Consider the following 13,933-nt stretch of genomic DNA (forward strand, 5'->3'; position numbering starts at 1 on the left):
GATAGCGATTATGCAAGAGCAAAAATTACAAGAAAATGATTTTTCAACCTTACAAACGTTTAAGCGTTTATGGCCAACAATTAAACCTTTTAAAGCGGGGCTTGTTGTTTCGGGCATAGCATTAGTTTTGAACGCGTTGGCAGATTCAGGTCTTATTTATTTATTAAAACCTTTGCTAGATGATGGATTCGGTAAGGCGGATCATTCATTTTTGAAAATGATGGCTGTGGTCGTCGTGGGAATGATTTTTTTGCGTGGGGTCTCTAACTTTATTTCTAATTATTGTTTAGCATGGGTATCAGGCAAAGTTGTGATGACAATGCGTCGTCGCTTGTTTAAACATTTGATGTTTATGCCAGTGAGTTTCTTTGACAGAAATTCAACGGGTAAATTACTTTCTCGTATTACTTATGATTCTGAGATGATTGCAAGTTCTTCTTCAGGATCTTTGATTACAATTGTGCGAGAAGGGGCATATATTATTTCGCTATTGGCCGTAATGTTTTACACAAGCTGGGAATTAACCCTTGTTTTATTTGTTATCGGGCCAATTATTGCGATACTGATCACTATCGTTTCAAAAATTTTCCGTAAATTGAGTAAGAATTTACAAGATTCAATGGGGGAATTAACCTCTGCAACGGAACAAATGCTAAAAGGGCATAAAGTGGTGCTTTCTTTTGGTGGGCAATTAGTGGAAGAAGAACGTTTCGATATAGTGAGTAACGATATGCGTCGTAAAGGCATGAAAATGGTTACTGCAGATTCCATTTCCGACCCTGTGGTGCAGATTATTGCTTCTCTTGCTTTGGCGGCAGTATTGTTTTTAGCTACCACGCCATTAATTGCGGAAGATAATCTAAGTGCGGGTTCTTTTACGGTAGTTTTTTCATCTATGTTGGCAATGATGCGCCCATTAAAATCTTTAACGAACGTAAACTCTCAATTCCAACGTGGAATGGCAGCCTGTCAAACGCTATTTGCCATTTTAGATTTAGAACCAGAAAAAGATAATGGGACTTACCAAGCTGAACCAGCGAAAGGTGCACTGGAATTTAAAAATGTGAGTTTTGCATATCCAGGAAAAGAGGAACTTGCATTAAATAATATTTCTTTTCGGGTGCCTGCAGGAAAAACCGTTGCTTTGGTTGGACGTTCTGGATCGGGCAAATCAACCATTGCTAATTTAGTGACACGTTTTTACGATATTGATCAAGGCGAAATTTTACTTGATGGTGTGAATATCCAAGATTATTGTTTATCTAATTTACGCGAAAACTGCGCGGTGGTTTCTCAACAAGTACATTTATTTAACGATACCATTGCGAATAATATTGCTTATGCAGCGCAGGATAAGTATTCTTGCGAAGAAATTATCGCTGCAGCAAAAGCGGCTTATGCTTTAGAGTTTATCGAAAAATTACCGCAAGGTTTTGATACGGTAATTGGTGAAAATGGCGCGAGTCTATCAGGTGGGCAACGCCAACGTTTAGCGATTGCTCGTGCTTTATTGCGTAATTCTCCAGTATTAATTTTAGATGAAGCCACATCTGCGCTAGATACGGAATCTGAACGCGCCATCCAATCTGCATTAGAGGAATTAAAGAAAGATCGCACGGTTGTTGTGATTGCCCATCGATTATCTACTATTGAAAATGCGGATGAAATTCTTGTGATTGATCACGGAGAAATTCGTGAGCGTGGCAACCATAAAACATTGCTTGAACAAAATGGTGCCTATAAACAGTTACACAGTATGCAGTTTACTGGCTAATTTATTGATTATCGAAAACGCGAGTTGAAAAACTCGCGTTATTTTATCCGCACTTATTAGAAAGGATTTTCTATGCCCTTCTGGTATTCCAATTCCAAGCTTATTTGGCTCTTATCGCCTTTTTCTTTATTGTTTTGGTTGATTAGCCAAATTCGTCGCGCCTTATTCTCTTTGGGGCTCAAGTCTTCTTATCGGGCACCGAAACCAGTGATAATTGTCGGAAATTTGTCTGTTGGTGGAAATGGCAAAACGCCCGTGGTTGTTTGGCTTGTGGAAGAATTAAAAAAACAAGGTCTGCGTGTAGGTGTGATTTCTCGTGGTTATGGCAGTAAATCTAAAACATATCCGTTATTCGTTACTGAAAATACGCGTCCGATTGAAGGTGGTGATGAGCCTGTATTGATCGCTAAGCGTACCAATGCGCCAGTAGTGATTTCCCCGAATCGCCAGCAAGCGATTGAATTACTCTTAAGCCAAGCAGAGTGCGATATTATTATTTCTGATGATGGTTTACAGCATTATCAATTACAGCGTGATTTAGAAATTGTCGTAATGGACGCTGAGCGTGCGTTGGGAAATGGTTTTGTATTGCCAGCAGGTCCATTGCGTGAATTACCTAGCCGATTAAGATCTGTAGATTTTGTGATCACTAATGGCGGAAAAAATCAGTATTCAGATGCGATTATGTATCTTGTACCCCATTTCGCGATTAATTTAAAAACCAATGAAAAACGCCAATTAAAGGAATTTCAATCAGGCGTTGCCATCGCAGGAATTGGCAATCCACAGCGTTTTTTTACTATGTTAGAAAAGTTAGGGATTCAATTAGAGCGAACTCAAGCATTTCAAGATCATCAACATTTTGAAGCCTCTCAATTAGAAAAACTTGCTGAAAATCAACCGCTCTTTATGACGGAAAAAGATGCCGTAAAATGCCAATCTTTTGCCAACGATAATTGGTGGTATGTGCCTGTAGATGCGGAGATTATTGATGCTGAAAAACAACGTGAAAATTTACCGCTCTTTTGGGCCAAAATAGACAAACTTGTTGATCAATACAGAAATGTCTGAAAAGATTAATCCTCAGTTGCTTGAAGTGATCGCTTGCCCGCGTTGTTTAGCTCGATTGCAATATGATCAAGAAAATCAACGATTAATTTGTTGTTATGAACATATTGCTTATCCTATTAAAAATGGTATGCCAGTGTTGCTTGCCGATAAAGCCGAAATATTAAAGAATAAGGAATAAATTATGTCATTTACCGTGATTATCCCCGCTCGTTTTGCATCAAGTCGTTTACCTGGAAAACCTCTTGCTGATATTGCGGGTAAGCCAATGATTCAACATGTATTTGAGAAAGCTCTGCAGTCTGGGGCGAGCCGAGTGATTATTGCCACCGATAATGAAAATGTGGCTGATGTTGCCAAAAGTTTTGGTGCGGAAGTGTGCATGACTTCGGTTAATCATAATTCTGGTACAGAACGTTTAGCGGAAGTGGTAGAAAAATTAGCGATTCCTGATAATGAAATTATTGTCAATATTCAAGGCGATGAGCCTTTGATTCCTCCCGTTATCGTGCGACAAGTGGCAGATAATTTAGCAAAATTTAATGTCAATATGGCAAGCCTTGCGGTAAAAATTCACGATGCCGAGGAATTATTCAATCCAAATGCAGTGAAAGTGTTAACAGATAAAGATGGCTATGTACTGTATTTTTCCCGTTCAGTTATTCCTTACGATCGTGATCAGTTTATGAATTTGCAGGATGTTCAGAAAGTACAGCTTGCGGACGCTTACTTACGTCATATTGGTATTTACGCATATCGTGCTGGTTTCATAAAACAATATGTGCAATGGGCACCGACTCAACTTGAAAATCTAGAAAAACTTGAGCAGCTTCGAGTGTTATATAACGGCGAACGCATTCATGTGGAACTTGCGAAAGAAGTGCCTGCAGTGGGAGTGGATACCGCTGAAGATTTGGAAAAAGTGCGGGCAATTTTAGCGGCGAATTAAAATGTTTGATGCTAAAAAGTTCTTAGCAGATGTTTCTCACGAACCTGGTGTTTATCGTATGTATGACGATAAAGATCAGGTTATTTATGTTGGGAAAGCAAAGGATCTAAAAAAACGTCTTTCAAGCTATTTTCGTAAAAATCTGAGCAGTAAAAAAACAGAGGCGTTGGTGGCATCAATTCATCATATTGACACCACGCTAACTTCATCTGAAACGGAAGCTTTACTGCTAGAGCATAATTTCATCAAGCTTTATCAGCCTCGCTATAACGTATTATTGCGTGATGATAAATCTTATCCATTTATTTTATTAACCAAAGAACGTCATCCAAGAATCACTTCCTATCGTGGGTCTAAAAAATTTGCAGGTGAATATTTCGGGCCTTATCCTCACGCGGGAGCCGTGCGTGAAACGTTATCGCTTTTGCAAAAACTTTTCCCTGTTCGTCAATGTGAAAATTCCGTTTATTCCAACCGCTCTCGTCCTTGTTTGCAGTATCAAATTGGGCGTTGTTCCGCACCTTGTGTACAGGGATGTGTTTCTGATGAAGAATATAATCAGCAAGTTGAATTAGCCCGCTTATTTTTACAAGGCAAGGATCAACAGGTGTTAGATTATTTAATCGGTAAAATGGAGCAGGCAAGCAAAAATTTAGATTTTGAACAGGCGGCTCGTTATCGTGATCAAATTCAGGCGGTGCGTTCGGTTATTGAAAAACAATTTGTATCCAATGAACGTTTAGATGATATGGATATTATGTCTATCGCATATCAACATGGTTTAGCCTGCGTACAAGTGATGTTTATTCGTCAAGGAAAAGTGCTAGGCAATCGCAGTTATTTCCCAAAAGTACCCGCCAATACGGATTTATCGGAACTTACAGAAACTTTTGTGGGACAATTTTATTTACAAGGTTATCAAGGACGAAGTATTCCGAATAGTATTATTGTGGATCGTCAATTAGCTGAAAAATCAGAGCTTGAGCAACTTCTTACGGATCAGGCGGGCAGAAAAGTGACGATTCAAGAAAGTGTAAAAGGCGATAAGAGTAAATATTTACAGCTCGCACAGGTTAATGCTAAAGCGGCTTTAAATGTACAACTTAAACAATCTTCACGAATGTCAGAGCGTTATCAAGCGTTGTGTGAGCTGTTAAATCTTCCTGAAATTAAGCGTATGGAATGTTTCGATATAAGCCACACGATGGGAAATCAAACAGTAGCATCTTGTGTTGTCTTTAATCAAGAAGGTCCACTAAAATCTGATTATCGTCGTTTTAATATTGAAGGGATTACTGGCGGGGATGATTATGCTGCGATGGAACAAGCGTTGCAGAAACGTTATGAGCGAGATTTAGAAGAAGATAAAATTCCCGATATTATTTTTATTGATGGTGGAAAAGGGCAATTAAATCGTGCATTGAATGTATTCCAATATCTTCAAGTAAAATGGGATAAAAATAGACCGCACTTAATTGGCGTAGCAAAAGGTGTGGATCGTCGAGCAGGGCAGGAAGTACTGATCATCAGCAAACAAGACCGCGAAATTCATTTGCCTGATGATAGTTTGGCATTGCATTTGATTCAACACATCCGTGATGAAAGCCATAATCATGCAATAAGCGGACACCGTAAAAAACGTCAAAAAGCCTTTACACAAAGTGGTTTAGAAACCATCGAAGGAGTGGGCGCTAAACGTCGTCAGGCTTTACTGAAATATCTTGGCGGTTTACAAGGTGTGAAAAAGGCGACCTTAGATGAAATAGCCTCTGTACCTGGAATTTCCCTTAAACTTGCCGAAACGATTTTTGAAACGCTCAAAAACGATTAATCAATTATCTTTCAAATGTAAATAACGATTGCTTTTCATCATAAAGCCATTATGATCCGCACTTTCGGATTTATTTAACTCTATTATAGGAAAAATTATGTTTGAATGGATTACTGATCCTGAAGCGTGGATATCACTTGCGACACTTGCTGCTTTGGAGATCGTTTTAGGGGTCGATAATATTATTTTTATTAGTATCCTAGTTGGGCGTTTACCTGAAAGCCAACGCCAGTCTGGTCGTATTGTTGGACTTGGTTTAGCAATGCTGACAAGAATTTTACTTTTAATGTCACTTGCTTGGATGATGAAGCTTACTGCACCGTTATTTACTGTGTTTAATCAAGAAATTTCTGGGCGTGATTTGATTTTATTAATCGGTGGTTTATTCCTGATTGTAAAAAGTTCAGGCGAAATTAAAGAAGCAATCAATCATCAAGACCATCATGAATCGGAAAGAAAAAATAAAGTGAGTTATCTTGGCGTATTAATTCAAATTGCAGTGCTAGATATTGTATTTTCTTTAGATTCCGTGATTACAGCAGTAGGTATGGCAAGTCACCTTCCTGTTATGATTTTGGCGATTATTATTGCCGTTGGCGTGATGATGTTTGCGGCAAAACCAATTGGCGATTTCGTAGATACGCATCCAACGTTGAAAATTCTAGCTTTAGCCTTCTTGGTTTTAGTGGGAATTAGTTTAATTGCAGAAAGTTTGGATATTCACATCCCGAAAGGTTACATCTATTTTGCAATGGGATTCTCTGTTGTGGTCGAAATGATCAATATTCGAATGAGAAGATTGATGAAATAAATTAGAAGTGCGGTCGATAAAAATAATGTTTTTTATGACCGCACTTTTTCTTTTACTTATTGAAATACACTTTTTTTAGTGCCATCTCTAAACCGCGAAATTCAGCTAGACCTTTTAACCGACCAATGGCAGAGTAGCCAGGGTTGGTTTTTTTACGCAAGTCATCCAACATTTGATGTCCATGATCTGGGCGCATTGGGATTAAACGTGTTTCTCCTTGATTTAATCGACGATATTCTTCGTTTAATAAAGCTTTTACCACGTTAAACATATCTACGTCACCTTCTAGATGAGCTGCTTCATGGAAGGTTAGTGGATTATCTTCACGTTGAGTAGAACGTAAATGTGCGAAGTAAATACGATCAGCGAATTGTTTAGTCATTTTTACTAGATCATTATCGGAACGTACGCCATAAGAACCGGTACACATTGTAAAACCATTTGCTGGTAATGGTTGAGTTTCTACAAACCATTGCATATCTTCAATAGTTGAAACTATGCGTGGTAAGCCTAAGATTGGGCGTGGCGGATCATCTGGATGAATCGCCATTTTGATTCCTACTTCTTGGGCAACAGGTACGATTTCATTTAAAAAATATGCTAAATGTGTTCGGAATTTTTCGGATGAAATATCTTTATAGCGATCTAATTGATTTTGAAATTCATCAAGAGTATAACCTTCTTCTGCACCAGGTAAGCCCGCAATAATATTACGCGTTAATTGCGCTATATCTTGCTCTGACATCTTGTCATAATAGGTTCTTGCTGCAATTTGTTCTTCTTGATTATAGGTTTTTTCTGCATCAGGACGTTTTAAAATATGAAGTTCAAATGCTGCGAAAGCAATATGATCAAAGCGCAATGCTTTAGAACCATCTGGTAATTCATAAGCAAGATCTGTCCGTGTCCAGTCCAACACTGGCATAAAGTTGTAACAAACGGTATCTATGCCGCATTGTGCCAGATTGCGTAAGGTTTGTTTGTAGTTATCAATCCATTTTTGATATTGCCCTGTTTGAGTTTTAATTTCTTCATGCACGGGCACACTTTCAACCACAGACCAAGTTAAACCAGCATTTTCTACTTCTTTTTTGCGTTTTTCGATTTCTTCAATACTCCAAACTTCACCATTTGGAATGTGATGAAGTGCAGTTACTATGCCAGTTGCACCGGCTTGACGAATGTCTGATAAAGAAACGGGATCTTTAGGTCCATACCAACGCCATGCTTGTTCCATTTTTTACTCTCCTCTAATATTGTAAACGATCAACAACAATAGGACTCATATTAAACAAATAACCATCGAAATTAGGATCATCTACATCAGACAGTTCAAAAAGTTTTTGTTTAACATTTTCTAAATGTTGCCACATTGCTTTTTTGGCCATTGCAGGATCCTTTCTTTGCAAGGCTGTAATAATATTCTCATGGTCTTGCAACCAGAGATGTCGATAACTTTGATTCGGAATATGAAGATGAAGCCCTTTCCACATTTGGCTATTTACACGGAGATCCCACAATGCTTTTTGCATTTGCACGATGACCTCGTTTTGAGTAATCTCAGCAATAGTACGATGAAAATCTTCATCTGCGACATAGTCTTCATCACCCTGTTCAAGCGAGGCTCGTTCTGTTGCTAGAATATCTTTTAATTTTGTAATATCTGCTCTTGTAGCTTGTAATGCAGCAAATTCAGCCATACTGCTTTCTAATAACTGACGGGCTTGTAATAATTCAAAAGGGCCTACATCTACTTTATCCAAAAAATCATCATTGCTCGCCGCACGCTGTGGTAAGGCTGTAACATATACACCAGAACCTTTACGTACTTCGATAAGATTTTCGATTTCAAGCATTATGAGAGCTTCTCTGATGACAGTGCGACTTACATTAAAATATTCAGCCAAATCACGCTCAGCAGGTAATTTATCACCTACTTGATATTGATGATTAGCAAGTTGTTCTTTTAATTCATTGCCTATTTTTTTATAGGATCGTAAGTCATCTAAGTTCATAAGTTTTCCTAATTTTAGTTTGATAAACTCAATTTATAATTTTGGTTAGCTAATTTACCGTTGATAATAAATTTTCTTCTTTCTTGTTTCGGAAGGCGGAAATTGATTTCCGTATATTTAGGTAAGTAGTCACCTGATTTTTCTAAAGTGAGTTCGATTGTCTGGCTAGTGCATTTTAGATGAATGTCAAGTTTCAAATATTTACCTTTTAAATAATCAAAACTTTCTCCATCATCATCAAACACTATAATATTTCTTTCTCCTTGATTTATAAAAGGCATAATTAATAATTCTCGATAGTCATCAGATAATGTATTTTTATGTCCTTTTCTCGCCATTGAAATAATGCTTCCTGCTCTTAAGAATAAAGGAATTTTTTCTAATGGAGCATCTACCTTGATTTTTTTGCCGCTATTAAACCACTTATGAGAGTAAAAGTCATACCAACCTACAAAATTTTGTGGAAGATAGACATCGCGTACTCTTTGGTTTGGTTCTACCACTGATGCAACTAATAAATCTTCGCCAAAAAGATAATCATCATTTTCTGTAAATGTGTTTTTATCATGCTCGTGGTCAAGGAACGTTGGACGTAACATTGGTTCATTATCATGGTGTGCTTTCCAAAGAGTGTTGTATAAATAAGGCATTAATACATAACGTAGTTCAATGGCATCACGAATAATATTTGTTACTTGTGGATACATCCAAGGTTCATTGACTGTTTTATCATCGTTCCAAGAGTGGATGGTAAAACGTGGATGCATCACACCATTTTGAACCCAGCGAACAAATAGTTCAGGATCTGGTTTATTACCTGAAAAACCACCAACATCATGACCGACGTTATAAAGAGCGGAAAGGCTCATACCTAATCCCATTTTGATGTTATAACGTAATGTGTTCCAACTGGTACGATTATCTCCAGACCAAGTTTGAACATATCTATTCATGCCCGGAGAGCCAGAACGTGAAATAAGATAAGGTCGTTTATTTGGCGCATATTCTAATTGTGCTTCATAAGACGATTTCATCATCAATAAAGGTTGTAATGGGCGAAGTAGCTTAATTGGCATACCTTTTCCAAAATAATGGCATCTGGCATAATTATCCCATATTTCAAATTCATTATTATCATTCCATGTAGAATCAATTCCATAATCCAGTAATTGGTGTTTTACATTTGTTTTCCACCAATTGACGGTATCCATATTAGTAAAATCTAAATGTGAACCTTCATCATCCCAAAACATAGATCTTTCTGAGTTCTCAGATTCGGAATCTTTAATAAACAACCCTAATTTTTCCACTTCTTGATAACGTGGATGGTCTTGTAATAAACAAGGTTTAATATTAGCGGCTAATTTCATTCCTGCATCATGGAAATATTTTGTCATTTCTTTTGGTTGTGGAACTTTGTCATAGTTCCAGTTAAAGACATAACGTTTCCTATTGATAGACGTATAACCTGACGAAAGCTGGAATGAGTCACAAGGAATATTGTGCTGATCACATAAATCTACAAATTTTTTAAGTTGTTCTTGTGCATCAGGTGCATCGGTATAGTGCATTGTAGAACCGCTATAACCAAGGCTCCATTTAGGTCCAAAGGTTGTTCCACCAGTTAATTTGCAATATTTTTTAGTTACATCTAAAACTTTTGGACCTAGAATAACGTAGTAATCAAGATCACCATCTTCTGCTTTATAAGTGCGGTAATAGGCATGGTAGTTATCGATTTCACTGCCTAAAATAAACCAGCATAATGCAAGATTGTCGTAATATAGACCATAGCTAACATCTTCTGTGTGAGTAACATAAAACGGAATATGTTTATAAAGTGGATCCGTACATTCTGCGTTATAGCCCATTGCATCAAGGTTACGCATCTCAAATCTACGTCCATGACGATTTAAATTACCTGTTTTTTCACCGAGACCGTAGTAATGATCTTGTGTATTTCTTTGTAAATAATGAGAGATTTCTGTATTTGAAATGCTCATTAAATAAGCACCGGTTTTTCTATCAGTAAAGAGAGGTTTCCATTTACCATCTTGTTTGTATTCCCACTCTAAATAGAGTGGTTGATGAATGGTTAGTTTTAAAAGTGCGGTCGAAATTTCAAGTGTTTTTTCTGTTTGTTTTATTTCATAATCAGGACAAGTAAAACCATCTAATGACCATTTATCGCGACCTTGCCAATCAACATCAGTTTGATTTGGGGTAATAGCCCAGGTATGTGGTACTTTAAATTCGTTATTTTTCGTAAATGCTACTCTCAGCATATCATTTTCTAATACGAAAATGTGAAGTTGGTAACCATGATCACAAGAAATATCAATACGATGATTATGATTTTTTATAAACTGCCAATTTTTAAGCGTTTTCATCTTTATTTTTCTCCAATCAATAGATTAGTAACCTAATAACATTTTTGGTAACGCTAAACTTAATGATGGAACGTAAGTCACCAATAATAATGTTAGAATAAGTGCGAAATAGAATGGTAATAATGGTTTAATAACCTGATTAATTTTTACACCACCAACGGAACAACCAATGAATAATGCGCTACCAACTGGTGGAGTGCAGATACCGATAGAAAGGTTAAATGCCATCAATACACCGAAGTGAACGGGATCCATACCTAATTCTGTTACGATAGGTAAGAAAATTGGAGTAAAAATAAGTAATGCAGGGGTCATATCCATGAATACACCAACAATTAATAGAATAATGTTGATGATTAATAGGATAACAATTGGATTGTCAGAGATATTTAATAATGCATCACTAATAGTGTAAGGAATATCTGCGTTTGCCATTGCCCAAGACATACCCATTGATGTACCAATTAAGAGAAGCACAATAGCGGTTGTAACAACAGAATCTAAAATAATTTTTGGTAATTCTTTGATGGTTACTTCACGGTAGAAAACAACTGCAAGAATTAAGGTATAAACAACGGCAAAAGCAGAGGCTTCTGTTGCAGTAAAGATACCGCCGATGATGCCACCCATGATAACGATTATTAAACCGAGGCTAGGTAAGGCATCTAGCGTTTTTTTCATTGCTTCTGAGCGAGTTGGTTTAGGTGAAACAGGATATTTTCTTTTTTTCGCAATAATAGCCACAATTACCATGATGGATAATCCCATCAAAATCCCAGGAATGTAACCAGCAAGGAATAATGCACCAATCGATGTGCCACCAGAGATTAAAGAGTAAACAATGAATGTATTGCTAGGGGGTATTAATAGTCCGGTAGGACAAGATGAGATATTCACTGCAGCAGAGAAAGCAGGATCATATCCTTCTTTCTTTTGTAAAGGTGACATAATCCCACCCATTGCTGCTCCTGATGCTACAGCAGAGCCAGAAATTGAACCAAACATCATATTAGCTAATACATTCACATGAGCTAGAGAGCCTGGTAATCGTCCACCAATTACTTTAGCAAATTCAATTAGTCGTATTGCAATGCCACCACGATTCATAATGTTGCCAGCTAAGATAAAGAATGGGATAGCAAGCAAAGAGAAACTATCTAAACCAGAAGCCATTTTTTGAGAAATAACGGCAATAGCAGCATCAAAAGGAATTGATAGCATTATAGTAAGAAGTGATGCAATACCAATAGAAAATGAAATTGGTGCACCAATAAATAGAAGTACAAAGAAACTAGAGCAAAGTACAATGATATTTGACCATTCCATTTTTATTCTCCTTGATGAGCTGATGTTAGTAAATGTGCTGAGTTTATGTTGTGAATGTTATCAACAATATCCCTTAAAAGATAAAGCAACATAAAACAACCACTCAAAGGAATTGCAAGATAGACAAGCCCCATCTGAATGCCTAAAACTGGTGATATTTGCCCATTATTAACGGTATCTATAACAAGTTTAAATCCGCCATAGCACATAATAACTGTAGCGAATACCACACTGATAAGATTAATAATAAGTTGTAAACGGTTTTGGTTAAGTGGTGAGTTTTCAAACTTGCTAACTAAAAGATCAATTGCAAGGTGTTTCTTTTGACCTAATGCATAGGCGGCCCCCATTAGACCAACCCAAATGAAGAGAAAACGAGCTATCTCATCGGTATAAGTACTTGGTGTGTTAAGAATATAGCGAGATAAAACTTGCCAAACTACACAGATGACCAAGAATGAACTTAATGCAACACAAAGTGTTGATAAGACTCTATTTATGATGGATATGAACTTGTTCATTATAACTCCTTTTTGCCGTTATACTTAAATTGGTGAACCAATTATGATTTGAAATTTCTTTTTTGCAAGTTTTTTTATTTAAAAGTGTGATGTGGATCACCAATTTAAAATAATCGAATTGACCACTTTAATTTTTTTGGTCTATCATCTTCCCAACATCCAAGTTGTTCCGGATTGTTTTTCAATTTACTAACTTATGGGAGATGCGTTATGCAAATCAAAAAAAATGCTCTTTCTTGTGTATTGAGCTTGGCGTTATCAGCAGGTATGGCATTTTCAGCTTCTGCTAAAACTGTATTGAAGTTAAGTCACAATAATGACAAAACCCACCCTGTCCATATTTCAATGCAATATATGGCAGATGAAGTGAAAAAATTAACTAATGGTGAAGTGGTGATCCGTATTTATCCGAATAGTCAACTTGGTACGCAACGAGAGTCAATGGAATTACTGCAATCAGGTTCACTTGATATGGCAAAATCCAATGCGAGTGAATTGGAAGCTTTTGAGCCATCTTATGGCGCATATAATATTCCTTACCTTTTCCATAATGTAGACCATTATTATCGTGCATTACTTGATCCTGAAGTTGGACAAAAAATTTTGAATTCATCAAAAGGTAAGGGTTTTATCGGTTTAACTTATTATGATGGTGGTGCCCGCAGTTTTTATGCGGCTAAGCCAATTAAATCACCAGCAGATCTAAAAGGAATGAAAATTCGTGTTCAACCAAGTCCAACAGCTGTAGAAATGATCAAGTTAATGGGGGCATCTCCAACGCCTTTAGCTTATGGTGAACTCTATACAGCATTGCAACAAAAAGTAGTTGATGGTGCTGAAAATAACCAAACAGCATTAACCTTGGCTCGTCATGGTGAAGTGGCTAAATTCTTTAGTGAAGATGAACATACTATGATTCCTGATGTGCTTGTAATTGGTCAAAAATCTTGGGATAAATTGACTCCAGAACAACAAAAAGCACTAAAAAAAGCTGCTGATGATTCAATGATATATCACAAAGATTTATGGCAAAAAATGATTGCTGAAACCACCCAAGAAGCTAAAGATAAATTGGGGGTAGAATTTGTGAAAGTGGATAAACAACCTTTCATTGATATAACAAAAAGCATGCACGATGCGGCAAAAGCCAATCCTTTGCTTAAAGAATACATTGAACGTATTGATAGTTTAGCAACCAAGTAATTAATGTTGGAAGGGTACGCCTTTGCGTATCCTTTCATTTTGGGA

General features: G+C 37.0%; 12 protein-coding genes. 7 read left to right on the forward strand and 5 right to left on the reverse strand.

Features of this window, described 5'->3' with window-relative positions; all coding sequences use genetic code 11:
- Positions 1-10 precede the first annotated feature (10 nt).
- The 6 genes from msbA to HMPREF9096_RS02815 all read left to right on the forward strand — a co-directional run bounded on the left by msbA (position 11) and on the right by HMPREF9096_RS02815 (position 6,433).
- Positions 11-1,774: a lipid A ABC transporter ATP-binding protein/permease MsbA gene (msbA, locus tag HMPREF9096_RS02840; protein WP_009766774.1), complete on the forward strand. Its 1,764-nt coding sequence runs from the start codon at positions 11-13 to the stop codon at positions 1,772-1,774.
- Positions 1,775-1,846: 72 nt separating this feature from the next.
- Entirely contained in the window at positions 1,847-2,845 is a 999-nt protein-coding gene (gene lpxK, locus HMPREF9096_RS02835; RefSeq protein WP_032803520.1) for a tetraacyldisaccharide 4'-kinase, read from the forward strand.
- Positions 2,846-2,849: 4 nt separating this feature from the next.
- Entirely contained in the window at positions 2,850-3,023 is a 174-nt protein-coding gene (locus tag HMPREF9096_RS02830; protein ID WP_172633384.1) for a Trm112 family protein, read from the forward strand.
- 3 nt (positions 3,024-3,026) lie between these two features.
- Entirely contained in the window at positions 3,027-3,791 is a 765-nt protein-coding gene (gene kdsB / locus HMPREF9096_RS02825; protein WP_009766777.1) for a 3-deoxy-manno-octulosonate cytidylyltransferase, read from the forward strand.
- 1 nt (position 3,792) lies between these two features.
- On the forward strand, positions 3,793-5,622 hold the full coding sequence (gene uvrC / locus HMPREF9096_RS02820; RefSeq protein WP_009766778.1) for an excinuclease ABC subunit UvrC: 1,830 nt from the start codon (positions 3,793-3,795) through the stop codon (positions 5,620-5,622).
- 97 nt (positions 5,623-5,719) lie between these two features.
- Positions 5,720-6,433 carry a TerC family protein gene (locus HMPREF9096_RS02815; RefSeq protein WP_009766779.1) on the forward strand — a complete coding sequence of 238 codons (714 nt, stop codon included), beginning with the start codon at positions 5,720-5,722 and terminating at the stop codon, positions 6,431-6,433.
- Between the two features lie 52 nt (positions 6,434-6,485).
- On the opposite strand, the gene uxuA is transcribed toward HMPREF9096_RS02815, so the two are convergent.
- Genes uxuA through HMPREF9096_RS02790 form a run of 5 tightly spaced genes read right to left on the reverse strand, consistent with a single transcriptional unit; the run spans position 6,486 to position 12,685 of the window.
- Positions 6,486-7,670 carry a mannonate dehydratase gene (gene uxuA / locus HMPREF9096_RS02810; protein WP_009766780.1) on the reverse strand — a complete coding sequence of 395 codons (1,185 nt, stop codon included), beginning with the start codon at positions 7,668-7,670 and terminating at the stop codon, positions 6,486-6,488.
- Between the two features lie 13 nt (positions 7,671-7,683).
- Positions 7,684-8,448, reverse strand: coding sequence for an FCD domain-containing protein (locus HMPREF9096_RS02805; protein ID WP_009766781.1), 765 nt, complete (start codon positions 8,446-8,448; stop codon positions 7,684-7,686).
- A gap of 14 nt (positions 8,449-8,462) precedes the next feature.
- The gene (locus HMPREF9096_RS02800; protein WP_009766782.1) at positions 8,463-10,838 is read right to left on the reverse strand and encodes a TIM-barrel domain-containing protein; all 2,376 of its coding nucleotides are present in this window, start codon (positions 10,836-10,838) and stop codon (positions 8,463-8,465) included.
- Between the two features lie 24 nt (positions 10,839-10,862).
- A complete protein-coding gene (locus HMPREF9096_RS02795) occupies positions 10,863-12,164 on the reverse strand; it encodes a TRAP transporter large permease (RefSeq protein ID WP_009766783.1) in 1,302 nt (433 codons plus the stop codon).
- A gap of 2 nt (positions 12,165-12,166) precedes the next feature.
- Complete coding sequence (locus tag HMPREF9096_RS02790) at positions 12,167-12,685, reverse strand: TRAP transporter small permease (protein ID WP_009766784.1); 519 nt, start codon at positions 12,683-12,685, stop codon at positions 12,167-12,169.
- 210 nt (positions 12,686-12,895) lie between these two features.
- On the opposite strand from HMPREF9096_RS02790, the gene HMPREF9096_RS02785 reads away from it, so the two are divergent.
- Positions 12,896-13,888: a TRAP transporter substrate-binding protein gene (locus tag HMPREF9096_RS02785; protein ID WP_009766785.1), complete on the forward strand. Its 993-nt coding sequence runs from the start codon at positions 12,896-12,898 to the stop codon at positions 13,886-13,888.
- Positions 13,889-13,933 lie beyond the last annotated feature (45 nt).

The organism is Haemophilus sp. oral taxon 851 str. F0397, assembly GCF_000242295.1.
In the GTDB taxonomy this organism is placed as follows: domain Bacteria; phylum Pseudomonadota; class Gammaproteobacteria; order Enterobacterales; family Pasteurellaceae; genus Haemophilus.